Source organism: Nocardia sp. CA-151230 (assembly GCF_050942175.1).
GTDB lineage: Bacteria > Actinomycetota > Actinomycetes > Mycobacteriales > Mycobacteriaceae > Nocardia.
In genome coordinates, this window is sequence record NZ_CP192061.1 from 4,798,278 (window position 1) to 4,822,568 (window position 24,291).

The 24,291-nt window shown below is 70.7% G+C and carries 24 protein-coding genes and 1 pseudogene; 13 read left to right on the forward strand and 12 right to left on the reverse strand.

Going from position 1 to position 24,291, the window contains the following annotated elements; translation table 11 throughout:
* Positions 1 to 35: 35 nt before the first annotated feature.
* From ACQP1O_RS22705 to ACQP1O_RS22735, 7 genes are all read left to right on the forward strand, one after another.
* Complete coding sequence (locus ACQP1O_RS22705; RefSeq protein WP_433560504.1) at positions 36 to 617, forward strand: TetR/AcrR family transcriptional regulator; 582 nt, start codon at positions 36 to 38, stop codon at positions 615 to 617.
* 200 nt (positions 618 to 817) lie between these two features.
* A complete protein-coding gene (gene fadD11 / locus ACQP1O_RS22710) occupies positions 818 to 2,620 on the forward strand; it encodes a fatty acid--CoA ligase FadD11 (RefSeq protein WP_433560505.1) in 1,803 nt (600 codons plus the stop codon).
* A 568-nt stretch (positions 2,621 to 3,188) separates the two neighbouring features.
* On the forward strand, positions 3,189 to 3,428 hold the full coding sequence (locus ACQP1O_RS22715; protein WP_433560506.1) for a hypothetical protein: 240 nt from the start codon (positions 3,189 to 3,191) through the stop codon (positions 3,426 to 3,428).
* Positions 3,429 to 3,474: 46 nt separating this feature from the next.
* Positions 3,475 to 3,816, forward strand: coding sequence for a hypothetical protein (locus ACQP1O_RS22720; RefSeq protein WP_433560507.1), 342 nt, complete (start codon positions 3,475 to 3,477; stop codon positions 3,814 to 3,816).
* An 89-nt stretch (positions 3,817 to 3,905) separates the two neighbouring features.
* Positions 3,906 to 4,232: a hypothetical protein gene (locus tag ACQP1O_RS22725; protein ID WP_433560508.1), complete on the forward strand. Its 327-nt coding sequence runs from the start codon at positions 3,906 to 3,908 to the stop codon at positions 4,230 to 4,232.
* A 319-nt stretch (positions 4,233 to 4,551) separates the two neighbouring features.
* Complete coding sequence (locus tag ACQP1O_RS22730) at positions 4,552 to 5,163, forward strand: TetR/AcrR family transcriptional regulator (RefSeq protein WP_433560509.1); 612 nt, start codon at positions 4,552 to 4,554, stop codon at positions 5,161 to 5,163.
* A 12-nt stretch (positions 5,164 to 5,175) separates the two neighbouring features.
* Entirely contained in the window at positions 5,176 to 5,829 is a 654-nt protein-coding gene (locus tag ACQP1O_RS22735) for an enoyl-CoA hydratase-related protein (RefSeq protein WP_433560510.1), read from the forward strand.
* A 60-nt stretch (positions 5,830 to 5,889) separates the two neighbouring features.
* Here ACQP1O_RS22735 and ACQP1O_RS22740 read toward each other — a convergent pair whose 3' ends face one another.
* From ACQP1O_RS22740 to ACQP1O_RS22750, 3 genes and pseudogenes are all read right to left on the reverse strand, one after another.
* The gene (locus ACQP1O_RS22740) at positions 5,890 to 6,798 is read right to left on the reverse strand and encodes an alpha/beta fold hydrolase (RefSeq protein ID WP_433560511.1); all 909 of its coding nucleotides are present in this window, start codon (positions 6,796 to 6,798) and stop codon (positions 5,890 to 5,892) included.
* 125 nt (positions 6,799 to 6,923) lie between these two features.
* Complete coding sequence (locus ACQP1O_RS22745) at positions 6,924 to 7,676, reverse strand: crotonase/enoyl-CoA hydratase family protein (protein WP_433567755.1); 753 nt, start codon at positions 7,674 to 7,676, stop codon at positions 6,924 to 6,926.
* A gap of 261 nt (positions 7,677 to 7,937) precedes the next feature.
* A pseudogene (locus ACQP1O_RS22750) lies at positions 7,938 to 10,223 on the reverse strand (type II toxin-antitoxin system Rv0910 family toxin); the annotation flags it as partial.
* A gap of 43 nt (positions 10,224 to 10,266) precedes the next feature.
* Between ACQP1O_RS22750 and ACQP1O_RS22755 the strand changes: the two are divergent.
* Both ACQP1O_RS22755 and ACQP1O_RS22760 read left to right on the forward strand, forming a co-directional pair.
* Positions 10,267 to 10,602: an ArsR/SmtB family transcription factor gene (locus tag ACQP1O_RS22755; protein WP_433560512.1), complete on the forward strand. Its 336-nt coding sequence runs from the start codon at positions 10,267 to 10,269 to the stop codon at positions 10,600 to 10,602.
* Positions 10,599 to 11,072: an SRPBCC family protein gene (locus ACQP1O_RS22760; protein WP_433560513.1), complete on the forward strand. Its 474-nt coding sequence runs from the start codon at positions 10,599 to 10,601 to the stop codon at positions 11,070 to 11,072. The genes ACQP1O_RS22755 and ACQP1O_RS22760 overlap by 4 nt, the downstream gene beginning before the upstream one ends.
* A 10-nt stretch (positions 11,073 to 11,082) precedes the next feature.
* Here the strand turns inward: ACQP1O_RS22760 and ACQP1O_RS22765 are convergent, their stop codons facing one another.
* The 6 genes from ACQP1O_RS22765 to ACQP1O_RS22790 all read right to left on the reverse strand — a co-directional run bounded on the left by ACQP1O_RS22765 (position 11,083) and on the right by ACQP1O_RS22790 (position 16,814).
* On the reverse strand, positions 11,083 to 11,964 hold the full coding sequence (locus tag ACQP1O_RS22765; protein WP_433560514.1) for a GNAT family N-acetyltransferase: 882 nt from the start codon (positions 11,962 to 11,964) through the stop codon (positions 11,083 to 11,085).
* A 200-nt stretch (positions 11,965 to 12,164) separates the two neighbouring features.
* Positions 12,165 to 13,403 (reverse strand): cysteine--1-D-myo-inosityl 2-amino-2-deoxy-alpha-D-glucopyranoside ligase, encoded by a 1,239-nt coding sequence (gene mshC, locus ACQP1O_RS22770; protein ID WP_433560515.1) that lies wholly within the window; start codon positions 13,401 to 13,403, stop codon positions 12,165 to 12,167.
* 170 nt (positions 13,404 to 13,573) lie between these two features.
* Positions 13,574 to 14,350, reverse strand: a complete 777-nt coding sequence (locus ACQP1O_RS22775; RefSeq protein ID WP_433560516.1) for an SCO1664 family protein — start codon at positions 14,348 to 14,350, stop codon at positions 13,574 to 13,576.
* A 4-nt stretch (positions 14,351 to 14,354) separates the two neighbouring features.
* The gene (locus ACQP1O_RS22780) at positions 14,355 to 14,939 is read right to left on the reverse strand and encodes a DUF3090 domain-containing protein (RefSeq protein ID WP_433560517.1); all 585 of its coding nucleotides are present in this window, start codon (positions 14,937 to 14,939) and stop codon (positions 14,355 to 14,357) included.
* Positions 14,940 to 14,965: 26 nt separating this feature from the next.
* Positions 14,966 to 15,700, reverse strand: a complete 735-nt coding sequence (locus ACQP1O_RS22785; RefSeq protein WP_433560518.1) for a histidine phosphatase family protein — start codon at positions 15,698 to 15,700, stop codon at positions 14,966 to 14,968.
* A 16-nt stretch (positions 15,701 to 15,716) separates the two neighbouring features.
* Positions 15,717 to 16,814, reverse strand: a complete 1,098-nt coding sequence (locus ACQP1O_RS22790; protein WP_433560519.1) for an undecaprenyl-diphosphate phosphatase — start codon at positions 16,812 to 16,814, stop codon at positions 15,717 to 15,719.
* Positions 16,815 to 16,941: 127 nt separating this feature from the next.
* Here ACQP1O_RS22790 and ACQP1O_RS22795 point away from each other — a divergent pair, with 127 nt between their 5' ends.
* The 4 genes from ACQP1O_RS22795 (at position 16,942) to ACQP1O_RS22810 (ending at position 21,183) form a co-directional block, all read left to right on the forward strand.
* Complete coding sequence (locus ACQP1O_RS22795; protein WP_433560520.1) at positions 16,942 to 17,901, forward strand: aldo/keto reductase; 960 nt, start codon at positions 16,942 to 16,944, stop codon at positions 17,899 to 17,901.
* 20 nt (positions 17,902 to 17,921) lie between these two features.
* Positions 17,922 to 18,959, forward strand: a complete 1,038-nt coding sequence (locus tag ACQP1O_RS22800) for a heme/hemin ABC transporter substrate-binding protein (RefSeq protein ID WP_433560521.1) — start codon at positions 17,922 to 17,924, stop codon at positions 18,957 to 18,959.
* Between the two features lie 323 nt (positions 18,960 to 19,282).
* Positions 19,283 to 20,344, forward strand: coding sequence for a FecCD family ABC transporter permease (locus tag ACQP1O_RS22805; RefSeq protein ID WP_433567756.1), 1,062 nt, complete (start codon positions 19,283 to 19,285; stop codon positions 20,342 to 20,344).
* Positions 20,345 to 20,397: 53 nt separating this feature from the next.
* Positions 20,398 to 21,183 carry a heme ABC transporter ATP-binding protein gene (locus ACQP1O_RS22810; protein WP_433567757.1) on the forward strand — a complete coding sequence of 262 codons (786 nt, stop codon included), beginning with the start codon at positions 20,398 to 20,400 and terminating at the stop codon, positions 21,181 to 21,183.
* 61 nt (positions 21,184 to 21,244) lie between these two features.
* On the opposite strand, the gene ACQP1O_RS22815 is transcribed toward ACQP1O_RS22810, so the two are convergent.
* Genes ACQP1O_RS22815 through ACQP1O_RS22825 form a run of 3 tightly spaced genes read right to left on the reverse strand, consistent with a single transcriptional unit; the run spans position 21,245 to position 24,230 of the window.
* Positions 21,245 to 21,595, reverse strand: a complete 351-nt coding sequence (locus ACQP1O_RS22815; protein ID WP_433560522.1) for a YrdB family protein — start codon at positions 21,593 to 21,595, stop codon at positions 21,245 to 21,247.
* Positions 21,592 to 23,694, reverse strand: a complete 2,103-nt coding sequence (locus ACQP1O_RS22820; RefSeq protein WP_433560523.1) for an MMPL family transporter — start codon at positions 23,692 to 23,694, stop codon at positions 21,592 to 21,594. Before ACQP1O_RS22820 ends, ACQP1O_RS22815 begins: the two co-directional genes overlap by 4 nt.
* Positions 23,694 to 24,230, reverse strand: coding sequence for a hypothetical protein (locus ACQP1O_RS22825; protein ID WP_433560524.1), 537 nt, complete (start codon positions 24,228 to 24,230; stop codon positions 23,694 to 23,696). Before ACQP1O_RS22825 ends, ACQP1O_RS22820 begins: the two co-directional genes overlap by 1 nt.
* Between the last annotated feature and the right edge of the window lie 61 nt (positions 24,231 to 24,291).

Sequence of the window (24,291 nt, forward strand, 5' to 3'; positions counted from 1 at the left end):
TCGACTCCTGCCCGCAGCGACAAGGACGGATTTCCGTGACCACACGCCACCGGCTGGGCCCGCACCGCGACCCCGCGGTGGACGCCGCCGTCCTCGACGCCACCCGCGCCCTCGTCGTCGAACAGGGCTACGGCGCCACCTCCATCGACGCCATCGCCGCCCGCGCCGGCGTCAGCCGCCCCGCCATCTACCGGCGCTGGCCCTCCAAGGCCCACCTCATCGCCCAGGCCGTGTTCCCCGACGTCGGATCCGCGGTCGTCGCCCCCGATCTGCTCGCCGAGATCCGCAAGGTCATCCGCGGCACCATCCAGCTGTTCGGATCGGCCGAGACCCGCGCCGCCATGCCCGGACTCATGGCCGAGATGCGCCAGGACTCGGGCCTGTACGAGAAACTGTCCGCCCGCCTGGACACCCCCACCCGCGACGAGCTCGCCGACTACCTGCCCGGCGACGCCGAACGCCCGGGCCTGGACCCGAACACCGTGCTCGACACCATCGCCGGAGCCGCCCTGTTCGCGATGTGCATCCGCGACATCGACGACCTGGACGGTTTCGCCGCCTCCCTCGAGGACCTGCTGCTCTACGGCATCGTGGGCACCCGCCCCGACACCGAATGAACCTGTGAGGCCTCACATCTGGGCGAGACCGACACCCGCCATCAGGGCCGGCGAGTCGGCCGGCGGCCGGAATTCCACCGCCTCGCCCTCGCTCACCTGCCGGAGACCCCTCTCCTGACCTGCCGCATTCGGACCCGCGACACCCGCTCCGCGCCTTACCGTCTGAGAAGGCTTCGATGGTGAGTGGAACGAGAATTGTGATGAGCGAACCGAATACGTCCCCGGCCGCTTTCCAGGCGACCGCCGCGATCGACCCCGGCGCGGTCGCGGTCCGCGACATCGGCGGCACCCGCAGCCTGACCTGGGCCGACTACGCCACCCAGGTGCGCGAGGTCGCCGCCGGGCTGGCCGCGCTGGGGGTGGGGCGCGGGGACACGGTGGCGTTCATGATGGCCAACCGTGTCGAGTTCTACCCCCTCGAGGTCGGCGCCCAGCACACCGGCGCCACCTCGTTCTCGGTGTACAACACGCTCTCGGCCGAACAGCTGCACTACGTGTTCGGCAATGCCGGCAACCGGATCGTTCTGTGCGAGGCCCACTACGTCGAGCGCATCCGCGCCTGCGGGGTGCCCGTGCAGACCATCGTGTGCGTCGACGAGCCCGCTCCCGGCACACTGACCGTCGCGCAGCTCAAACAGTTGGGGCGCAACGATTTCGACTTCGACGCCACCTGGCAGGCGATCCGGCCCGACGACATCGTCACCCTCTGCTACACCTCCGGCACCACCGGCAACCCCAAGGGCGTGGAGATCTCCCACGCCAACCTCGCCTTCGAATGCCGCGCCTACGCCTCGGTCATGCCCGTCGAGTTCGGCGACCGCATCACCTCGTTCCTGCCCACCGCGCACATGGCCGACCGGGTCACCAACCTGTACCTGCACGAATACTTCGGCACCCAGATCACCGTGGTCCCCGACCGCACCCAGCTGCCCGCCGCCCTGGCCGACGTGCACCCCACCATCTGGGGCGCGGTCCCGCGCGTGTGGGAGAAACTCAAAGCGGCCGTGGAATATTCGGTCACCGCCGAAACCGACCCCACCCGCCGCGCCGCCCTCACCTGGGGGCTCGAGGTCGCCGCCCGCAAGGCCGCCGCCCAGCTGGCCGGGCAGCCGATCGACACCGACCTGGCCGCAGAGTGGGACAGGGCCGACGCTGCGGTGCTGCGGCCGCTACGCGCCAAACTCGGCCTGGACCAACTCAAATGGGCGCTGTCGGGGGCCGCGCCGATCCCGCCGGAAACCCTCGGATTCTTCTTCGGCCTGGGCATCCCCATCTCCGAAGTGTGGGGCATGTCCGAACTGACCTGCATCGTCAGCGTCTCCCCGCCCGCCGAAGCCCGCCTGGGCACCGTCGGGCGACTGCTGCCCGGACTGGAATCCAAGATCGCCGACGACGGCGAGTTCCTGGTCCGCGGGCCGCTGGTCATGCGCGAATACCGGCACGAACCCCAGAAGACCGCCGACGCGCTCGACCCGGACGGCTGGCTGGCCACCGGCGACATCATCACCTGCGACGCCGAGGGCTACCTGCGCGTGGTCGACCGCAAGAAGGAACTCATCATCAACTCCGCCGGAAAGAACATGTCCCCGGCCAACATCGAGAACACCGTCAAAGCCGCCACCCCGCTCATCGGCGCCCTGGCCACCATCGGCGACAACCGCGCCTACAACACCGCCCTCATCGTCCTCGACGCCGAATCCGCCGCACCCTACGCCGCCCAGCACCGGCTGCCCGACGCCTCCGCGGCCGCCCTGGCCGCCGACCCGGGCGTCATCGCCGAGATCGCGCGCGGCGTCGCCGCCGGCAACGCCAAACTCTCGCGCGTCGAACAGATCAAACGCTTCACCATCCTGCCCGCCTTCTGGGAACCCGGCGGCGACGAGATCACCCTCACCATGAAACTGCGCCGCACACCCATCGCCTGCAAATACGCCGCCGACATCGACCGCATGTACACACCCGCCCTCACCGACGGCGTCCACGAACCCGCCACCACCCCCTGACCCCACACCGGCATCCGATCCGGCCCTCTTGCCACCCTGTCGCGGAGGCGGCCGGATCTGTTCGCACCCGGGCCCGATTCGTGACCCGGCCCGAATCCCGCCCGCGCGGAGCGGGATCCGTTCGACCAGGCACCGACCCGCGCCCAGGCCGGAGCCCCGCAAGGAAACGGCCCGTGAGGGACATCGGTGCGAGAAGTAGCCCTTAGCGATCTACGGAACGGTCTGGTTGCTCTGACGGCAGTTGGGTGGAATCGGCAACGGCGTTGGACTGCTGCTGGTTTCATGTCCGGCTGTGCGTGATGAGGGCGCGTCGGCGTATGGCCGGCCGGTTCAGGGTGTTGTCGCGGGTGGAGCTGGAGCGGTATTTCCATCTCGACGACGAGGATCGTCGGCTGATCGCGGCTCGACGCCGCGTCACCGATCGTATCCGGCGTCGCCGCGCCCGCCCGTGCCCTCGGTGTCCACCGCCTGCAGTACATTCCGCGACAGGCCACCGCCTCCCAACGTCCGGTGCGCGAACTCCGCAGTGAACTCGACCACGTCGTATTACCGCTGTATTCTCGACTGTGTGACCTATGAATGGTTGCCGTGGTTGGCTGCACGCCTGACCCAGGCCGGTCTCACCCACGTCGAGGTCATCGAAGCGTTGGACAGCCCGAGGCGGTGGCCACGCATGAGCACCAGCAAGGACGGACTACGTGTCTTGCAGGTGTGGGCACGCACCGAGGCCGGGAAGCCGATCATCGTCGCGTTGCGGGCGCTGCGCGGACTGGACTGGACTGGCAGATCATCGGCGCGAAACCGATGACGAACCCGCAGGACATTGCTGATTTCTAGGAATGGGAGAGCCAGCGATGACAGAACACAGCGACCACGACGACGCTCGAGCCCTGTCGGAGGCCATGGCGCTGGCCGACGCGTTCGAGGCCGGCGAACTGGTCATCGACGACAGCGAACCCACCCCCGAGCTGCCGCCGGTCACCGAGCCCCTCGACGAGCAACTCGTGGTGACCACCGTCCGGCTCACCCTGCGCCAGCGCAAAGCCATCGAGGCACTCTGCGAGGTCCGGGGCCTGGACCGATCGGCGCTGATCCGCGGCTGGATCAACGAGGGCCTGGCCGAGACCGACGACGACCGCAAGATCTCCCTGGCCGACCTCAAGCGCGCCATCGCTGGACTGCCGCCCGCCGCCTGACCGGCTCGAAACCCCGCGCACCGATCGAGGTGATTACGCGCTCCTGCCAGTCTCAAGGCTCGTCTGGCTTGCCGACTGCAGTGCTTTGCGTGCTCTTGCGGAAATGCCACCATGTAAACGCGGCACACACCACACTGACCGCCGCCGCGACACCGGCGTGGCCCACCCGATCCGCGACCGGCTCATCGCTGCTCGCGAAGGGGCCGACGAGCGCGCCGCGAGCCAAGAGCCTGCACCCGCAGCACCGCGCGGCCGGCGCAAGTTCCTCGGACGCGACTAGCACCACCGGTTCGCACACGCTGACCGCCACCCAGGATCTGATCTCGAAGTCGATCACCGTCCAGGTGGATCCGGCCAGCAGCTTCGGTAGCTTCGGCTGCGGCCTCAACGGACTGCTGCCGAGCCTGTCCGGCTAGTCGCAGGACGGACAGACCCGTTCGAGCCCGCCCGGTCCGTGCCGCACGGACCGGGCGGGCTTGTCTCTACAGCCAGATTGGCCCTGCCCAGATCAGGTACGGGACAAAAGGTCGGGACGCATGGAGCTCGTGACGCGGACCTGAATACCCTCAGACAACCACAACCCCGGCGGGTAACGGCCGCCGGGGTTGTCGCTGTGTCCGGAAGGGTTATCGGCTGATACTGCTCTCTTCCAAGAGCTACTTCTCGCACGGATATCCCTCAACCCCCGAAACCGACCCCTTCATAACAGAGCACTTGCTCTGTTATGGTCGGTGCATGCCCCGCCCCCGCACCCACGACCCCGACCTCGTGCTCGACGCTGCCGAGGCCCTGGCCGTGCGATCCGGGCCCGCCGCGGTCACCATCCGCGCGGTCGCCGCCGCCACCGGCGTCTCCAACGGAGCGCTGTACCACACCTTCGGGTCACGCGCGGAACTGGTGGGGCGCACCTGGATCCGGGCCGCCCACCGGTTTCTCGCACTCCAGGCCGCCATGGTCACCGAGGCCGGCGACGGCGTGGCAGCCGTCATCGCCGCCGCCGAGGCGCCCGCGGAATTCGCCGCCCGCCACCCCCTGTCGACCCGGCTGTTCTTCACCGTCCGCCGCGACGACCTGCTCGGCGACGACCTGCCCGAACCCGTCCGCGCCGAACTCGCCGCCACCCAGGCCACCCTCGTCGAGCTGATGAAAACCCTCGCCCGCCGACTCTGGGACCGCGCCGACGCCGCCGCCGTCGACACCCTCACCCTGTGCCTGGTCGACCTGCCGACAGCGATCCTGCTCGACCGTGACCGCCTCGCCAATCCCCTTGCCCGCGCGCAGCTGCGGGCCGCCGTCGCCGCGGTCCTCGACCTGGGGCCCGCACCCACACGACCGAGAACCTCCTGAGGAAGGACACCCATGCCCACACTCACCTACCACGACAAGATCGCCGTTCTGGACCTCGGCGGCGACGAGAACCGCTTCTCACCCGAGTTCCTCGACCAGATCGGTGCGCACCTCGACACCGTCGTCGCCGACGGTGCGCACGCCCTGGTCACCACCGCCTCCGGCAAGTTCTACTCCAACGGCCTGGACCTGGACTGGCTCTCGGCCAACGGTGAACGCGCCGAATGGTATGTGGCGCAGGTGCAGTCGCTGCTGGCCCGCGTGCTCACCTTCGAGCTGCCCACCGCCGCCGCCCTGCCCGGGCACGCCTTCGGTGCCGGCGCCATGCTCGCCCTCGCCCACGACTTCCGGGTCATGCGCGCCGACCGCGGCTACTTCTGCTTCCCCGAAGCCGACATCCGCATCCCGTTCACCCGCGGCATGGCCGCGCTCATCCAGGCCAAACTCACCCCCAGGAGCGCGGTCGCGTCCATGACCACCGCACGCCGCTTCGGCGGGCCCGACGCCCTCGCCCACGACCTCGTCGACGCCACCACCGACCTCGACACCCTCACCGGCACCGCGCTCGGGATGCTCACCCCGCTCGGGGCCAAGGACCCGGCCACCCTCGGCGCCATCAAGGCCACCATGTTCGCCGACGCGGTCGCCGCCCTGAACAACGCCTGACCCTGCTCACCGGGGGCGCCCGGCCGCGAACACCGCCGGCCGCCCCGGTTGCGGGGTTGCTCAGCCGGCGTTCCCGCCCGCCGCGCGCAGATGCGGTAGCAGCAATTCCGCCACCGCATCCGGACGTTCGGCCTGCAGGAAATGCCCGCAGCCGGGGAGCTGCGCGTGCTGCACCCGGGCATGCGCTGCCAGCACACGCTGCAGATCCGGCGACAGGCAGCCATCGCGCAGCCCGGCCAGCGCCAGCGTCGGCAGCGGCGCGGCCTCGGCCATCAGGACGGTGGCGAACTCACGAGTCGCCCTGTGCTGCACCGTGAACAGCGACCGGTAGTACCGCGTCGCCGCCCACGCCATCACCGGATCGGTGAAAACGGCCGCCACCGGCGCGAACTGGTCCTGGGTGAAATCCCACCCCGGCGACCATCGCCGCCACAACGCTCGCACGAACCCCGCACCCCGGCGGGTCAGCAGCCGCGGCGACAGCCCCGACTGCATGACCGGGATGTAGGACGACAACACCAGCTGCCGCGGCAGATACCGCCACATCCCCGCCGCCACCCCGCCCCCGAACGGTGGAATCGCCAGCAGCGTCAACGACTCCCACCGCCGCGGATCCTGCTTCGACAGGATCATCGCTACGAACGCACCCCAGTCGTGCCCCACCAGATGCGCGCGCGGCCCACCCAGCTCCGCATGCCAGGCCGCCACATCCGTACTCACCGCCATCAGGTCATAGCGCGCCGCCCGCGACGCCGACCCCGGCGTATAGCCGCGCAACCACGGCGCCAGCACCTGATACCCGGCCTCGACCAGCAGCGGGATCACCCCGTCCCACGTGTGCGGCGTATCCGGGAACCCGTGCAGCAGCATCACCAGCGGCGCGTCGGGCGGCCCGACCTGACGAGCGGACAGTTCCAGACCGTCGCGGCGCAACGTCAGCGTGCGCGCGACAGGATGATCGAACGGCATGCACACACCCTCTCACTAGCTTCGATCGTCGAATTCCTCGACGCCTGAACACCTTCGGCTGCCACGGCACGAAGCCCCGACCCGGCGGCAGGTCCGCCGGCGGCCACCCGCCGAACCCGCCGCGGTCAGCGACCCTGCCAGACCGGGGGGCGCTTCTCCACGAACGCGCGCATGCCCTCCCCGGCGTCCTGCGACGACAGCGCGGCCGCGGCGACCTGCCCCTGCTTGGCGAACGCCTCGGCCACCGACCAGTCCGGGGCCTGCTCGATGATCTGCTTGCTCGCATCGATACTCAGCGGAGCGTTCACCGCGATCCGCGCGGCCAGCGCCAGCGCCGCCTCGAGCGCCGTGCCCGGCTCGGCGACCTCGTTGATCAAACCGATCTCCGCGGCCCGGGCCGCCGAGATCGGGTCACCGGTCAACGCCAGCTCCATGGCGATCGCCCGGGGTAGGCGCTGCGACAGGCGCAGCACGCCACCGCCGACGGCGACCAGTCCGCGTTTGACCTCCGGGATGCCGAACGTCGAATCGGCCGCCGCGACAATGAGATCCGCGGCCAGCGCCAACTCGCAGCCGCCGGCCAGCGCGGGACCCTCCACGGCCGCGATGAGAGGCTTGCGCGGCGGCTGGGAGACGATGCCCAGGATGCCGCGCTTCTCGGTGACCGGCATCTCGCCGCGGGCGGCCGCCTTGAGATCCATACCGGCACTGAAATATCCACCCGCGCCGGTGAGAATCGCGATGCGCGCGTTCGGGTCGCCCTCGTAAGCGTCGATCGCGCGTTCCAGGCCCAGCGCGGTGGCCAGGTTGATCGCATTGCGGACCCGGGGCCGGTTGATGGTGATGATCATGATGTGGCCGCGGCGCTCGATGAGCACCGGTGCGGGCGGCGGTGGCGGCAACGCGACCCGGGCCAGACCCGCCGTGCGCAACCCGTGACCGGGCGTCTCCGCCACCGCCGTATCGGCAGCGGTGCCGGCGGATACACCGGTATCGGTGGCTACGGCGGTATCGGTGGCGAGGCCATCCGATTCCACCGCGCCGGACTCGGCGGTCGCCGGGCCGGCATCGGAGTCCCCTGTGCTGGACCCGGATTCGCCGGCCTGCGCGGGCCCCGGGGTGATCGCGTCGCCGTCCACGGTCACCGGCAGGCCCAGCCAGTCGTCCTCGGTGAGGGCGCTCAGCAGGGCGGAATCGGTGGAGCGCACCAGGACTCGCTCGCCCTGCGGGGTCAGCACGCTCACGATCGCGGCCTCGGGACGGCCGTCTCGGCCGTAGGGCAGCGTGTAGGCCTCCACGACAGCCTCGCCGGTGTAGCCGATGCGGGCCGGGCGGGCCGGGGGATGCTCGATGACCGGGGTCAGATGCCGGTAGCTCTGCCGCGGAGGAGTCGCCGAGTACACGCCGAGAGCGTGCTTGGTCAGATACCAGCCCAGAGACGTTGCCAGACCGAAGGATTCCGGTTCGGCGCGCAACCGCTGCACCAGCGTCGCCACGGCGTGACCGCCGTAGTTGTTGCCCGGCCCGCCGCCGAAGGTCAGGCCCCCGGTCACCGACAGCGGCCGCTTCGGATCCTCCACCGGCAGCCCCAGCTCACGCGCCGCGATCTGCACCGCCACCGGGAAACACGCATACAGATCGACATGGGCCAGCGCGTCGGCGGTGATACCCGCATGGTCGAGCACCGCCGCACCCAGCGTGCGGATCGCGGGAGATGCCGCCAAGTCGGCGCGCTCACTGACGAACCACTCGTCGGTGCCCGAGGCGCCCGCGTGCAGGAACACCCACTTGTCCTGCGGAATACCCGCCGCCTCGGCGGCCGCCGCGCTGGCCACGATGATGCCCGAGGCCATGTCCACGGTCAGGTTCGCGCACTCGAGTTTGGTGTAGGGCGCCGAGATCATGCGATTGGCCTCGGTCACCGTCGCGATCTCGGGGGCCCCGAACTCCTGCGGCTGCCAGGCATTCGGATTGGCCGCCGCCACCGCCGAGAACCGCGACCACAACTCGGCCACCGCCGCCGCGTGCTCGGCCGGGGTGCGGCCCAGCCGGCCCCGATTGGCCGACTCGAGCAGCGCGTACATATTGATCGGCGCCTGCAGCCCCGCCGCCGACTCGGCCGCATTGTTGGCCGCCTTGTCGATCCCCACCGTGCGCGTCGGCGCCACCGCCGGATCCTGCACCGGCCAATCCAATTCGATCCCGGCGCGCTGGGCGGCCGCCTGCGTGGCCCCGGCCTCGGCGCCGGTCACCAGCACCAGGTCGTGGTCGCCGGCCGCGATCGCCGCGGCCGCCTCGTTGAGCACCAGCTGCCCGCCGTCACCACCGAACGGGCTCGACTGCACCGTCTGCGCCGCGCCCGCGCCCACCGCGCGCGCCACCAGCGCACCCAGATCCCGGTACTGCCACGACGTCGGCGACACCGCGAACACCGCATTCGCCTGCGCCAGCAGCGCTTCCCCCGCCCCGGCATCGGCGGCCGCCGCGCGCAACGCCCGCACCGCCAGCTGCGCGGGATCACCGTAGGACGGGTCGGGGGTGCGCTGCACCACCTGCCCGACGCCCACCAGCACCGGCGTGCTCGGCGCCAGCAGCGTCCCGGACGCTCGGTGCCGCACCGCCTTGTGCGCCGCCCGCCCGGTCGAGCTCGACGTGGCCGCCGCCACGGCCGCGGGCAGCGCCGCCAGGGAATCACGCAGCGCGTCACCGAGGGCCCGCGCCACCGTCGCTCCCAGCGGTCCGTCGATCGGCTGCCCCGACAGACCCGCGTCGAGGTACACACTCGACCCGGACCCGTTGGGCGCCACCGTGATCCACAACCCCAGACCCAGCCCCTGCGGCCCGCGCCCGCGCATCGCCAGCCCGGTGTCGCCGACCTCGGTCACCGTCCACGTCACATCCGCCGGGATCCCCATGAACCTGGCCACCTGCGTGTACTCCACGCCCACCGCCGCCGCACCGGGCGCCTCCCCGCGCCAGCCCGCATGGAACACCGCCCACTCCGGAAGTCGTTGCAGCTGCGCCAGATACGCCAGCGTCTCGGCCGGGCCGGTCTCGAGATCGTGATGGGCGTGCGCGGTGCGCGGGTAGTCCGCCAGCCCCGCCGGCACCGTGTGCTCGGCCGGGACCGCCGCCTCGCCGGTGCCGTCGTGGCCGGTCAACCCGGCGATCAGCTCCCGCACGATGCGTGGATCGCGGCGCACGCTGCCGACCAGCTGACCGCCCGCGCGCAACTGTTTGCGCACCGACGCACTCCGATCGAGTCCCTGCCCGACCACCGCACGCAAACGCTCGAAACCCGGCACCGCACTCACGGCCACCTCCTCACTGAGGGTCCACATCATCCGGCCCTCACGGTATCGGCCGCCGACCGGCGGCGGGAAGGGCGACGGCGACTTCGCACCCCCGCCAACCGGATTCGCCATCACCCCTTTCACCCACCCGTGTGTAAGCGTAGACTTACGGTTCGTGGGTACTTACCAAAGCGCCGCTCTCGACGCTCTCGGTGACCCGACCCGGCGAGCCATCTTCGAACGCCTCGGCCAGGGCCCGTGTGCGGTCGGCGAACTCGCCCGCGAGCTTCCCGTGTCCCGGCCCGCCGTCTCCCAGCACCTCAAGGTGCTCAAACAGGCCGGCCTGGTCCGCGACGAGGCCGTCGGCACCCGGCGCGTCTACCGGCTCGACCCCAGCGGCATCGACGCGCTGCGCGCGTACTTCACCCACTTCTGGTCGACCGCGCTGTCGGCCTTTCGCGACGAAGTGAACCGCCAAGCCCAGCAGGACCACACCCAGGAGCAGTCATGACCCAGCACACCGACACCGTCACCGTCGAACTCACCGTCGATGCACCCATCGACAAGGCCTACCGCGTCTTCACCACCGGCATGGACACCTGGTGGCCGCGCGAGCACCACATCGGCTCCGGCCCCCTGGCCGAAGTCGTCGTCGAACCCCACGTCGGCGGCCGCCTCTACGGCCGCGAAGCCGACGGCACCGAATGCCCGTGGGGCCGGGTCCTGGTGTGGTCACCCGACACCCACTTCGCCTTCTCCTGGGACATCGACCTGAGCTGGAAACCCGAATCCGACCCGGCCCGCACCAGCCGCGTCGATGTCACCTTCACCGCCCTCGACCCCGCCCGCACCGCCGTCACCCTGGTGCACTCCGGCTTCGAAAACCACGGCCCCGGCTGGGAATCCATGCGCGACGCCGTCGGCTCCCCGGACGGCTGGCCGGCACTGCGCGACAACTACGCCAAGGTCGTCGCCGCCTGAGCGGGCACCCTCACAGCAGCCGGGTGAACCACACCTGATCGCGCAACCGGATCCCGTCCACCACGATCTCCTGCGGATACCCGGCCGCGGCGGTGAACACATCGGGCACCACCCGCGACATCCGGAACCCGCATCGCTGATAGAACCGCAGGTTCCCCACATCGGCGGTGGCGGTGGCCACCTCCAGCCGGCGCACCCCGGCATCGGTGGCCGCCGCCGCCACCCGATCGATCAGCCGCCGACCCACCCCGGTGCCCCGCACCGGTTCCGCCACAGCGGTATTGACGATCTCCCAGGCCGATTCGCCGGCCCCCGGCGCGGCCTGGACATGGCCGACCACCGCACCGGAGTCGTTGCGCGCCACCCACACCCGCCCCCGGCCGATATACCCGGCCAGCGCCTGCTCGGAATCCTCGGCCATCCGGAACGACCACGCGATCTCGGCGCGATCACCGAGGAACTCCTCGATCCGCACCCCGCCCGCCGCCTCCGGCACCACGATCAGCATCCACCCCTCCGGATCCAGCACCGCGAACGCCCCCGCCGCCACCCAGTACGGATTGTCCGGAACCACCTCGGCCACACCATGATCGGCCAGCCGTGCCCGCAACCGCGCGAACCCCGACCGCAGATACAGCACCACCGCATGCTCGGGGCCCGGCAGCGCGGGTGGCGGCGCGCCCGCCCGGCGCACCAGTTCCAGCTGCGCCGACGCGTCCGGCAGCCCGAACACGACCCCGCTGTAGCCGTCATGACCCTCGAACGCGGCAAGTTCGCTCAGCCCGACGATCTCCCGATAGAACGCCGCACACTCCTCCAGCCGATCGGTCTCCCGCGCGAAACGCGCCGCGGCCAGCGACCACCGGCCGCGACCGGACTCCGAGGCAACCACAGGCACATCCTCCTCACAGACAACGACACCCGCGTGCCAGCATGCGCGGCCCGGCACCGAGCAGTCGACCCATTTCTCCCGAACCGCCGGCCCGCCCGGGCCCGCGACACCGCACGCCGTCGCCGAACACCGAGCGGCCGAAACACGAACGCGCGAGCCCGGATCCGGGCTCGCGCGTTCGGCTCACGCTCTCGTGGGGCTCAGAGCACGACACCGAGCAGGGCGTCGACGGTGTCCTCGATCAGACCCGGCGCCGCGGTGTCGGGTCCGCCGTAGGCCAGCGCCTGCTGCGCCCACGCGTCGATCGCCGCGATCGCCTTCGGCGTGTCCAGATCGTCGGCCAGATGCCGCCGCACCCGCGCCACCGTGTCACCGGCCTCGGGACCCGACTCGAGCGCCACCGCCGACCGCCAGCGCTCCAGCCGCGAAACCGCCTCGGCCAGTACCGCATCCGACCACTCCCGGTCGGCGCGATAGTGGCCCGCGAACAACCCCAGCCGGATCGCGGCCGGGTCGGTGCCCGCGCGACGCAGCTTCGACACGAACACCAGATTGCCGCGCGACTTCGACATCTTCTCGCCGTCGAGCCCGATCAGGCCCGCGTGCACGTAGTGGCGGGCGAAACGGCGCCCCTTCACCAGCGCCTCGGCGTGCGCGGCCGAATACTCGTGGTGCGGATAGATCAGATCGCTGCCCCCGCCCTGCACATCGAACTCGGTGCCGATGCGGTTGAGCGCGATCGCCGCGCACTCGATGTGCCAGCCGGGACGGCCCGCCCCGAACGGCGCCGGCCACGACGGCTCACCCGGCCGCTCCGCGCGCCACAGCAGCGCGTCGATCGGATCCCGCTTGCCCGGCCGCTGCGGATCCCCGCCGCGCTCGGCGAACAGTCGCTCCATCGTCGCCCGGTCGTAGCCGGACTCGTACCCGAACTGCTCGGTCGCGTCGTGACGGAAGTAGATGTCGGCGTACTCCGGATCGTCGACCACATACGCCGCGCCCGAGGCGAGCAGCTTGTCGACCAGCTCCACCACCTCCTGCACCGACTCGATCGCGCCGATGTAGTCGCGCGGCGGGATCACCCGCAACGCGGCCATGTCCTCACGGAACAGGTTGATCTCGCGGGTGCCGAGCTCGCGCCAGCCGATGCCGTCGCGCTGCGCGCGCTCGAACAGCGGATCGTCGACATCGGTGGTGTTCTGCACGTAGTGCACCTCGTGCCCGCCGTCGCGCCACAACCGGTTGACCAGGTCAAAGGTCAGATAGGTGGCCGCGTGCCCGAGATGGGTCGCGTCATAGGGGGTGATGCCGCACACGTACATCGTCGCGGTGGCGCCGGGGGTCACCGGGCGCACCTGCTTGTCGGCGGTGTCGTACAACCGCAACGCCGGTCCGGATCCGGGGACGGTCGGGACAGCGATATCGGACCAGGACTGCATGAATCGAGGTTATCGCTGTGATCGCGCCCCATCCCCGCCGCCCCCGCACCGGTGTGCCGCGCGCCACCCGTCCGCCCCGGCCGACCAGCACCCTAGTCGCGGGCGCGGGGGTGTCAACAGTTGCAATCACGACGAGGTGAACCTCGCCGCCGGCCTCGTGGCCGGCCGGGTCAGAACGCGGGCCAGGGGATCGGGCGCTGACTCACCGGCATCGGCATCACCGGCTCCTCCAGCAGTGCCCGCCCGCGCGCCTCGAGCGCCTCGATCTCGGCGTCGGTGAGGAACTCCGCCAGCCGCTCACCCAGCTCACCGGGCAGCGCCTTGACGAAAACCGTGATGTCGGTGAGCAATTCGTCGCCGATCGGCTCACCGGCCCAGCCCCACAACACCGTGCGCAACTTCGGCTCGCGGTGCAGGCAGATGCCGTGATCGACACCGTAGACCCGCCCGTCGAGCCCCTCGAGAGCGTGCCCGCCCTTGCGGTCGGCATTGTTGAGCAGCACATCGAGCACCGCCATCCGATGCAGTCGCGGATCATCGGCGTGCACCAGCGACACCGGATGCCCGCCCGGATCCAGCGCCCGCAACACCTCCCGGTACCCCTCGGGCACCGCATCCACCGGGCACAGATCCACCAGATCCGGGCCCGGCGCATCCTCGGCGGTCTCGACCCAGCGCTGCACCATGCCCGGCCCGAAAGGCCCCTCCCGTAACACCGTTTCGGGGATCACGCCCCAGCCGATCGCCTCCGACACCAGATACGAGGCCACCTCGCGCCCGGCCAGGGTGCCGTCGGGGAAATCCCACAGCGGCCGCTCCCCGCGCACCGGCTTGTACACCACCCGCATCCCCGCACCGTCGGCCTCGCAGACGAGCGTGACATTGCTGGCGGTGGTGACCTGCCCGATCACCGTCAGCTCGGCGGTGCGCAGCCCGTCCTCGCTCACGCCGTCATTCCTCGAGCTCGTTGCCGCCGAAGATGTCGCCGCGCTTGTAGCCGTTGGTGCGCACGCACATGTGCCCCTTGGACGACAGCGGCTCCCCGCACAGCGGGCACGGCGGGCGTCCGGCGGCGATCACGCGCGCCGAGCGTAGCGCGAACTCGCGTGCCTGCACCGGGGTCAGGAACACCCGCACCGCGTCGGGCCCCTCCTCGGTGTCGTCGAGCACCACCGATTCGTCCACCTCGGTCTCGGTGATCGCCAGCAGCTCCACCACCACCGCGCCCGCGTCGGCATCCCAGCCCAAACCCATGGTGCCGACCCGGAATTCGGCATCGATCGGGGTGATCAACGGCGCGGTGTCGGCCACATCGGCGGCCAGCGGCGGCACGGAGGTGCCGAAACGTCGTTGCACCTCGTCCAGCAGCAGACCCATCCGATCGGCCAGCACCTTCACCTGCTGCTTCTCCAGCAGCACGCTGATCACCCGCGGATCCTGCACGGCCTGCAGGTAGAACGCGCGGTCGCCCGGCTCGCCGACGGTGCCGGCGACGAAACGATCGGGGGTGCGGAAGATATGGATTGCTCGGCCCATTGCACCTCCATTCGGTTCACTCACACTTATGAATCGGGGCGTTCCGCTACCCCATTATCCGTACTGACGGTGGTACCCGTTTCTCCGCCGGGAACCGGCCCCGAGCGCGATTCGCCGCCGGTTCGCGGTGAAATCGCCGCCAAACCGGACAGGTCCGTCCCGGTGTCGTTGACCCGCCACACGTACGGGGCGGTCGGGGTGTAACGGATGACGCTGATCGACGCCGGCTCCACCACGATGCGCTGGAACCCGTCGAGGTGAATGCCGAACGCGTCGGCCAGCACCGATTTGATGACGTCGCCGTGCGTGCACGCAATCCACAACACATCGCTACCATGCCGGGCCGCGAACTGCCGATCCCGTTCGCGGACAGCGGACACGGCCCGAAACTGCACCTGTGCCAAGGACTCTCCGGAGGGGAAGGTCGCGGCCGAGGCGTGGCGCTGCACCACCTTCCACAACGGCTCGCTGATCAGGTCGGCCAGCGCCTTGCCGGTCCAGTCGCCGTAGTCGACCTCGAGCAGGCGTTCGTCGGGTTCGGGTTCGAGTCCGAGCTTGTCGGCCAGGGGGGCGACGGTGCGCTGGCAGCGCAGCAGCGGCGAGCACACGATGTGTTCGATGGGCAGTGATCCCAGCCGCTCCATCAGGCTCTGCGCCTGTTCGCGTCCACGCTCGGTCAGATCGACGCCCGCGCTGCGGCCGGCCAGGGTGCGAGCGGTATTCGACGTGGACACGCCGTGCCGCAACAGGATCACCGTCACCGGGACAGCCTACTGGCTACGTCGCCGGCACGACGCCGGTCGCCAGCAGCACCATCACCGTCAACCCCAGCAGGATGCGGTAACCGACGAACCAGTCCAGCGAGTGCCGCGCCACGAACTTCAGCAGCCACGCCACCGACGCATACCCCACCGCGAAGGACACGATGGTCGCCACCAGCAGCTGCGGACCCGACGCATTGAGGCCCTCACCAGCGGGTTCGAACGCGTCGGGGAGACTGAACAGGCCCGAGGCCAGCACCGCCGGGATCGCCAGCAGGAACGAGAACCGCACCGACGCCTCCCGGGTCAGCCCGCAGAACAGGCCCGCCGACGAGGTCGCGCCCGAACGCGACACGCCCGGGATGAGGGCCAGGCACTGTGCCAGCCCCATGATCAGGCCGTCGCGGGTGCTCAGCAGCTCGATCGGGCGGCGCCGGCGACTGTAGGCCTTGCCCGAGTAGTACTCCGCGGCCGCGATCACCAGAGCGAACACGATCAGCATGATCGACACCAGCCACAGATTCCGTGCGCCGGTACGGATCTGGTCCTTCAGCAGCAGACCCAGCACCCCGATCGGGACGGTGGCGATGATCACATACCAGCCGATCCGATAGTCCAGCTCGCGCTGCACGTCGGGGTCGGGGCCGAAGGAGAAGCGCCCGTCCTCGGTCAGCACCGGCAGCCGGGTGGTCGCACGTTCGGACACCGGCACCGAAACCCGTTGTGGCGCGGCCACCTTCGACCACATGGTGGTGCACCAGGCGACCAGGATGCGCCAGATGTCCTTGGCGAAGTACACCAGCACCGCCGCCTCGGTGCCCAGCTGGGTGACCGCGGTGAACGACGCGCCCGCATCGTCACCGAAGAACACCGCCGAGGTGATCCGCAGATGCGCCGAGGAGGAGATCGGAAGAAACTCCGTCAGCCCCTGCACCAGGCCCAGCACCAGCGCCTGCACCCACGTCATCGACTCGCCCACACACCCTCCAGTCCCGAATCGTCGTCTCCCGGTGCGGATTTCGGCGCCACACCGCGCCCGAACCGCCACCGCCCCGGCGCATCCGCGCCGCAACACCGCAGCGACCCTACCGGGCGGGTGTCCGAATTCGGACATGCATGCGCGAAATCGGAGGTATGGCCCCGGTCCGGCATCGACCCGCCGCGCTCGCCGCGGGCCGTAGCCCGGCAGATGCGACAGGTGGGCCTAGGCTGACGCGTGTGACGAAAGTGCAAGCGCGGTGATGGAACAACGGACGGTCGGCCGCAGCGGACTGCGGGTCTCGAGGCTCGGGCTGGCCACCCACACCTGGGGCAGGGAAACCGACGCCGAGGACGCGGCCGCCCAACTGATGGCGTTCGTCGAAGCCGGCGGCACCCTGGTCGACACCTCCCCCGCCTACGGGGACGGCGCCGCGCAACACATTCTCGGCGAACTGCTCTCCGAGGTCGGGCGTGAGGACCTGGTGCTGTCCGGAAGTGCCGGATACACACCGGTACTCAGCGATGCCGCCGCCGAAGCGCCCGCCGCCGTGCGCTGGACCGTCGACGCCTCCCGGCGCACCATGAGGCGCCAGCTCGACCACACCCTGCGCCAGCTCGGCACCGACCACCTCGACCTGTGGACCGTCGCCGCCTGGGACCCGCACACCCCCCTCGAGGAGATCGCCGACACCCTGTCGTGGGCGGTGCGCTCGGGGCGGGTGCGCTACGCGGGCGCGCGCGGCTACGACGGCTGGCAGCTGGCCACCCTGGCCGCCGCGGCGCCCATCACCGCCGCGACCACCCAGTACTCGCTGCTCGCACGCGGGGTCGAACACGAATTCGTGCCCGCCGCACAGCATCACGGCATCGGCCTGATCGCCACCGCGCCACTGGCCGGGGGCATCCTCACCGGCAAATACCGCGACGGCGTGCCCGCCGACTCGCGCGGTGCCGACGAGGCCACCGCCGCCGAGATCACCGCCCACCTCGACGATCGCGCGGTGCGGGTGGTCGACGCGGTGGTCACCGCCGCCGACGGGCTGGGCACCTCACCGCTGGCGGTGGCGCTGGCCTGGATCCGCGATCAGCCCGCGGTGGCGACGATGCTGGTCGGGGCGCGGGATATCGGGCAGCTCACCGGGATTCTGGCCGCCGAAACCCTCGAGCTGCCGCGTGCCATCACCGCCGCACTGGGAGACGTGAGCGCACGCACAGAATGAGCAAGGCTAACCTTACCTGCATGAGGTGTCTCGTGAATGCCCGCTCGGCCGCCCGCACGCTGCTGATCATGCTGCTCGGCATCGGCCTGGTCGCGGGCGTCACCGCCTGCAGCAGCGGCACCTCCGGCACCGGCGGCGCGCGCGGCCCGGTCACCGCCAGCGTCGGCGATCTGAACCCGGTGGCGATCGGACCCGAACCCACCCCGGTGCTGCCCGCGACCGTGAAGTCCTTCGACGGCAGCGACGTCACCGTCACCGACGCCGGCCGCATCATCGCCGCCGACCGCTACGGCACCCTCGCCCAGACCGTCGTCGCGCTCGGCCTCCGGTCAAAACTGGTCGGCCGCTCCAACTCTGCGGCGTTCCCCGCCGTCTCCGACCTGCCCACCGTCTCCAGCGGCGCGGGCACCCTGAGCGTGGAAGCGGTTGCGGCACTGCGGCCCACCGTGTTCCTCACCGACACCACCGCCGTCACCCCCGCCCTGCGCGACCAGTTGAAATCGCTGGGCATCACCGTGGTCTACTTCGACCCGCAGCGCACCATGGACGGCGTCGTCCCCCAGATCCAGGCCGTCGCCGCCGCCCTCGGCGTCCCCGACGCCGGCAAGGCCCTGGCCCAGCGCACCCGCGACGAGATCTCCGCCGCGACCGCCTCGGTGCCACACCAGGATTCGAAGCCCAAGATCGCGTTCCTGTACCTGCGCAGCACCGCCATCACCATGATCGCCGGACCCGGCTCGGGCGCCGACTCGCTCATCACCGCCCTCGGCGGCATCGACGCCGGCACCGCCTCGGGCATCACCCAGGACTTCCTGCCCATCACCAGCGAAGCCATGATCGCCGCCGCCCCGGACGTCTTCCTGCTCATGAGCGACGGCCTGGCCTCCGTCGGCGGCATCGACGGACTCGAGAAGATCCCCGGCGTCGCTCAGACACCGGCCGGACGTGACCGCCGCGTCGTCGACATGTCCGACGCCGTCCTGCTGTCCTTCGGCCCCGACACCGGCCGCGTCCTGGCCGCCCTCGTCAAGGCCGTCTACGGCCAGTCCACCACATGAGCGACCCCACCCGCGCCACCGGCAACGGCGCCGAGCAGACCGATTCGCGGGCCCCGCTCGACACCGGTCCTCGCGCCACCGAGCCCGAGGACCGATCGCAGGCCTCGGGACCGGCGACCGAACCGACTCCCGTCCCTGGCGAAAACGCCACTGCGGCAGCGCAACTCGCCGCACCATCCGCCGCCGGCGCCGCGCACGCTGAGCTTGTCGCGCACCCGGCCGGTAGCGTGCACGCCGTGCATACCGCGGAATCCGGCACCGCAGACCGGAACACGGACGACACCCACCCACCCGACGATCCGGCAACTCCAGCTCCGGCGGCCATGCCCGGTGCCTCGAAGAACCGCCGCCGGTGGTCACGCACCGCGCTCATCTTCCTCGGCGCGCTGGCCGGACTGGTTGTGCTGGCACTGATCTCGGCGGCCATCGGCCAGGTGCCGACCAGCCCGGCCGAGGTCGCCGGCGCCGTACTCCATCGCATCGGCCTGAACTGGGGGCCGATGCCCGCACATCCCGCCGGGTACGTCACCCTGTGGGAGGTCCGGTTCCCGCGCGTCGTGCTCGGCATGCTCGTCGGGGCCGCCCTGGCGACCGCCGGCGCGCTGCTGCAGGGCGTATTCGCCAATCCGCTCGCCGAACCCGGCGTGATCGGTGTGTCCGCCGGTGCCGCGGTCGGCGCGGGCACGGTCATCGTGGTCGGCGGCGCGTTCGCCGCGGCCTGGTCGGTGGCCGCGGGCGCGTTCGTCGCCGGATTGGGCACCACCCTGGTGGTGTATCTGCTCTCGCGCTCGGGCGGCCGCACCGAAGTGGTGACCTTGATCCTCACCGGCGTCGCCATCAACGCCTTCGCCGGTGGCGTGATCTCGTTCCTGCTGTTCAAGGCGTCCCCGGCGGCACGCGATCAGCTGGTGTTCTGGCAGATGGGCAGCCTCAACGGCGCCACCTGGCAGGCGGTCAACGTGGTGTGGCCGCTGACCCTGCTCGGTATCGCGGCCGCGATCTGGATGGCCCCGCGCCTGGACCTGCTCGCCCTCGGTGAATCCGCGGCCCGCCACCTCGGTGTCGACGTGGAACGGTTGCGCCGCAACATCATCGTGGTCGTCGCGGTGCTCGCCACCGCCGGCGTCGCCTTCACCGGCATCATCCTGTTCGTCGGATTGATCGTGCCGCACCTGGTGCGCATGCTCGTCGGGCCCGGACACCGGGTGCTGATCCCGCTGTCGGCGATCCTCGGCGCGGCGGTACTCGTTGCCGCCGACATCGGGGCCCGCGCCCTGGTCCACAACGCGGACCTGCCGCTGGGCATGATCACCTCGCTGGTCGGCGGGCCGTTCTTCTTCTGGCTGCTGCGCCGCACCCGCGCACGATCGGGAGGCTGGGCATGAGCGCTCTCCGTGGGCTGGCAGCGGTTTTCGGGCGTTCCCCGGCACTGCCGGAGATGCCCGAACCGGGCGCGGTCACCTTGCGCGCCCGCAACGTCAGCGCCAAGCGCGGTGACCGTACGGTCCTCGAGGGCATCGACTTCCCCGTGATCGCCGGGCAGATCGTGGCGCTGGTCGGACCCAACGGCGCCGGTAAGTCGACGCTGCTGGCCGCGCTCGCCGGGGAACTCGAATTGTCCGGCGGCAGCGTCGAACTCGACGGGCACGCCCTGACCCACTGGACCCACCTGGACATGGCGCGCCGCCGCGCGGTGCTGCCGCAGTCGCACACCGTCGGATTCCCGTTCCGCGCACGCGAAGTCGTGGCCATGGGACGCTCCCCGTGGGCGCACACCGACCGTCAGGACCGCGACGACGAGGCGATCGCCGCCGCCATGGCCGCCACCGACGTCGAACGCTTCGCCGCCCGCCCCTTCCCGGCCCTGTCCGGCGGTGAACGCGCCCGCGTCGCCCTGGCCCGGGTGCTGGCCCAGGACACCGCGACGCTGCTGCTCGACGAGCCCACCGCCGCGCTCGATCTCGGCCACCAGGAGCAGGTGCTGCACCTGGCGCGCGAGCGGGCCGCCGCGGGCGCGGCCGTCGTGGTCGTCCTGCACGACCTCGGTGTCGCCGCCGCCTACGCCGACCGGGTGGCCGTGCTGGAAGCCGGGCGCATCGCCGCCGACGGCCCGCCCCGCCAGATCCTCACCCCGCAACTGCTCTCCCGCGTCTACCAGCACCCGGTCGACGTCTTCGACCACCCGGTGACCGGCGCGCAACTGGTGCTGCCCGTGCGCGGCTGACCCGCCGAAAACCCGTGCGGGCCAGGCGCATTCGCCCCGGCCCGCACGGCGGCAGCATCGATCAGAGCTGCTGCTGACCCCACAGCAGCCGCAGCGCGCCGTTGCCCAGCCACACCGCGAACATGACCCCGCCCGCGAGCGGAGTCCAGGCCAGGCCCAGCAGCACCGACGCCGCGCCGAACCACACGACCTCCAAAACCACCCGCCGCCAACCGGTTTGCGGGAACCGGGGATCCCTGGCCGCGCCGAACAGCGCCCACACCACGATGAACACCGCCGGGGCCGCCAGCCCCAGCAGCACCCGCACCGCGATCGGGGCCGACACCGTGAACCCCCACCACGCCGCCGCACCCAGCACACCCAGTTCCAGCAGGAACATCACCAACAGGTTCGCGCCTTTGAGCACGCTCATCGCCAGACCAACTTCAATACCGCAGGAGTCAACAGCATGCGGATCACGGTGGCGTCCAACACCAGTGCCGCGATCATGCCGTAGGCAATGTATTTCATCAGCACCAGATCCGAGAACCCGAACGCCCCGGTCACCACGATCAGAATCGCCGCGGCCGAGGTGATCACGCCGCCGGTGTGGGCGATGCCGTAGCGGATCGCCTCGGGCGCATCGGCCCCCGCCGCACGCGCCTCGGCCATGCGTGACTGCAGGAACACCTCGTAGTCGGTCGACAGGCCGAACACCACCGTCACGATCAGCACCAGCACCGCGAACATCAGCGGGCCCGGCGTGAAATCGAACAGGCTCGCGCCGTGGCCCTGCACGAAGATCCAGGTCAGCACACCCAGGGTGGCGCCGAGGCTGAGCGCGCTCATCACCACCGCCTTGATCGCCAGCACCAGCGACCGGAACGCCGCGTACATCAACGCGATCGCCGCCACGACCAGGATCGCCGCCAGCAACGGCAGCCCCTTGATCAGGCCCTGGATCGAATCCCGTTCCAGCGCGGGCACCCCCGCGACCATCACCTGCACCCCGTCCGGTTGCGGGATCGAGCGCAGCGCCGCGATCACGGGGTCGGCGTCGCGTTTGTCGCGCAGCCCGCTGGCCAGCACCGTCACCCGATCCTTGGTCGGCGCGGCCGGATCGAACGGGCCCGTCATCTCCGGGCCCACCGTCTGATTGGCCGCATAGCGGATATCGGAGAGCTGCTGCGGGTTCGCGCCCACCACCACCAGCTTCAACGGCTCGGTGCGGAACTGCGGGAACACGCGGTCGAAGTCCTGCTGCGCCACCCGCGCCGGATTGTCCGACGCCAGATACCGCTCGCTCAGCCCCCCGAACTCGATACTGCGGAACGGCAGGATCAGCACCAGCAGCATCAGCACCACCGGCACGATCACCAGCCACGGCTTGCGCATCGCGAAAAGCGCCAGCCGCGCGAAGAATCCGGCATCGATCTGCTCGGCGGTGCGCACACTGGCCAGCCCGTGCCATCCCCACAGATCGATGCGCCGCCCCACGATCGACAACACCGCCGGCAGCGCCGTCACCGACAGCACCGCCGCCAGCAGCACCGAGGAGATACCGCCCAGCGGCACCGACCGCAGCACACCGTTGGGGTAGATGAACAACGCGCCCAGGCTCACCGCGATGATCGCCGCCGAGAACAACACCGTCCGCCCGGCCGTCGCCACCGTCCGCGCGGTCGCCTCCTCGACACTGCGGCCCGCCGCCAGCTCCTCGCGGAACCGGGTCACCGCGAACAGCCCGTAGTCGATCGCCAGCCCCAGGCTCACGAGCGTGACCACCGCCGAGGCGAACACGTTGACCTGCAGATGATTCGTCAGCAGCCGCATGATGCCCTGGCTGCCCAGGATGGTCATGGCGCCGATCAGCACCGGCAGCAGCGCCCCCACCACCCCGCCGAACACGAAATACAGCAGGATCGCCACCAGCGGCAGCGCGATCAGCTCCGCCCGGTGGATGTCGTCCTGCATGCCGGTGTTGATGCCCTCCACCACCGGCTGCAATCCGGCCAGCTGCACCGTCGTCCCGCCCGGACCGGAACCGGTTGCGCCCGCGCGGAATTCGCTCTTGATGGCCAGATAGTTGTCGACCGTGTCGGTGCCGCCGGCCCCGCGCAGCCCGATGCTGGCGAAGGCGTGCGTGCGCGAGGCGTCGGCGAACTGCCCCAGCAGCGCGCCGTCCCAATACGAGTCGATCTTCAGGATCCGATCGGGATGCTCGGTGCGCAGCCGGGTCAACTCCGCCGCCACCGCCGAACGCACCGGCTCGTCGTCGACGGTCATCCCGGGCGGGGCGGTGTAGAGGGCGATCAGATCCGCGTCGGTGTCGCGCCCGAAGGTGGCATCGGCCAGCTTCGACGCCGCCACCGACTGGCTGGATTCGTCGAACCACCCCTCCTGCGTGAGGTGATCGCCCAGGTCCCGCCCGTAGAACCCCGATGCCAGCACCACCAGCCCGAACACGGCGAACACGGCGAACCGGAAACGGTGGATCAGCCGCCCCCACCGCAGGGATCCGGCCTCGAGCATCAGCCGCAGGCCGCGGTCTTGTAGTCGGCCGACCGCAGAATGCCGCACAGGTCGGTGCGCGAGATCTTCCAGTGCCCGTCCTTGTAGACGAAATGCACCACCGTGGTGCGCACATCGGTGCCGGTGCCGTCCTTGTCCAGGCTCAGCGTCGCGGTCAGGGTGCCGTCGTGATTGTCGAACACCGGATCCTTGACCCCGTACACCGCGCGCGGATGATCGGCCAGCGCCTTGTACATGTCCGGGATCGCGTCCTTGAACGCCTCCCCGTCCTCGATCAGCGCGGTCCGCTCACTGTCGGGCAGATTCGGATCCAGCGCGCTCTTGATCTGCGCGTCCAGCTCCTGCGCGGTCGGGATGGTCGGCTTGTTGGCGCTACTCTGCGCGGCCGCGGCCGCCGAGGACGAGCTCAGTGCCGCATACGCCGAGGACCGCGCCCGGGCCACCTTGGACTCGTCGTCGGAGCCGCCGCACGCGGCGATCGACGCGCCGAGCACGGTCAACAGGAGCGCGGCGGCGGCCGGTCGTCGAAGTCGCATCAACATCCTCGTCAGCTCGAACTGCGGTTGTGTGCCGTTAGTTTGTCACGCGCCGCGCCCG

Excerpts from the sequence above, each read along its gene's own strand:
- fadD11 (WP_433560505.1), top strand. The coding sequence starts at position 818 with ATGAGCGAACCGAATACGTCCCCGGCCGCTTTCCAGGCGACCGCCGCG.
- ACQP1O_RS22720 (WP_433560507.1), top strand. The coding sequence starts at position 3,475 with ATGACAGAACACAGCGACCACGACGACGCTCGAGCCCTGTCGGAGGCC.
- ACQP1O_RS22730 (WP_433560509.1), top strand. The coding sequence starts at position 4,552 with ATGCCCCGCCCCCGCACCCACGACCCCGACCTCGTGCTCGACGCTGCC.
- ACQP1O_RS22735 (WP_433560510.1), top strand. The coding sequence starts at position 5,176 with ATGCCCACACTCACCTACCACGACAAGATCGCCGTTCTGGACCTCGGC.
- ACQP1O_RS22740 (WP_433560511.1), bottom strand. The coding sequence starts at position 6,798 with ATGCCGTTCGATCATCCTGTCGCGCGCACGCTGACGTTGCGCCGCGAC.
- ACQP1O_RS22760 (WP_433560513.1), top strand. The coding sequence starts at position 10,599 with ATGACCCAGCACACCGACACCGTCACCGTCGAACTCACCGTCGATGCA.
- mshC (WP_433560515.1), bottom strand. The coding sequence starts at position 13,403 with ATGCAGTCCTGGTCCGATATCGCTGTCCCGACCGTCCCCGGATCCGGA.
- ACQP1O_RS22780 (WP_433560517.1), bottom strand. The coding sequence starts at position 14,939 with ATGGGCCGAGCAATCCATATCTTCCGCACCCCCGATCGTTTCGTCGCC.
- ACQP1O_RS22790 (WP_433560519.1), bottom strand. The coding sequence starts at position 16,814 with ATGTCCGAATTCGGACACCCGCCCGGTAGGGTCGCTGCGGTGTTGCGG.
- ACQP1O_RS22795 (WP_433560520.1), top strand. The coding sequence starts at position 16,942 with ATGGAACAACGGACGGTCGGCCGCAGCGGACTGCGGGTCTCGAGGCTC.
- ACQP1O_RS22800 (WP_433560521.1), top strand. The coding sequence starts at position 17,922 with ATGAGGTGTCTCGTGAATGCCCGCTCGGCCGCCCGCACGCTGCTGATC.
- ACQP1O_RS22805 (WP_433567756.1), top strand. The coding sequence starts at position 19,283 with ATGCCCGGTGCCTCGAAGAACCGCCGCCGGTGGTCACGCACCGCGCTC.
- ACQP1O_RS22810 (WP_433567757.1), top strand. The coding sequence starts at position 20,398 with ATGCCCGAACCGGGCGCGGTCACCTTGCGCGCCCGCAACGTCAGCGCC.
- ACQP1O_RS22815 (WP_433560522.1), bottom strand. The coding sequence starts at position 21,595 with ATGAGCGTGCTCAAAGGCGCGAACCTGTTGGTGATGTTCCTGCTGGAA.
- ACQP1O_RS22820 (WP_433560523.1), bottom strand. The coding sequence starts at position 23,694 with ATGCTCGAGGCCGGATCCCTGCGGTGGGGGCGGCTGATCCACCGTTTC.
- ACQP1O_RS22825 (WP_433560524.1), bottom strand. The coding sequence starts at position 24,230 with ATGCGACTTCGACGACCGGCCGCCGCCGCGCTCCTGTTGACCGTGCTC.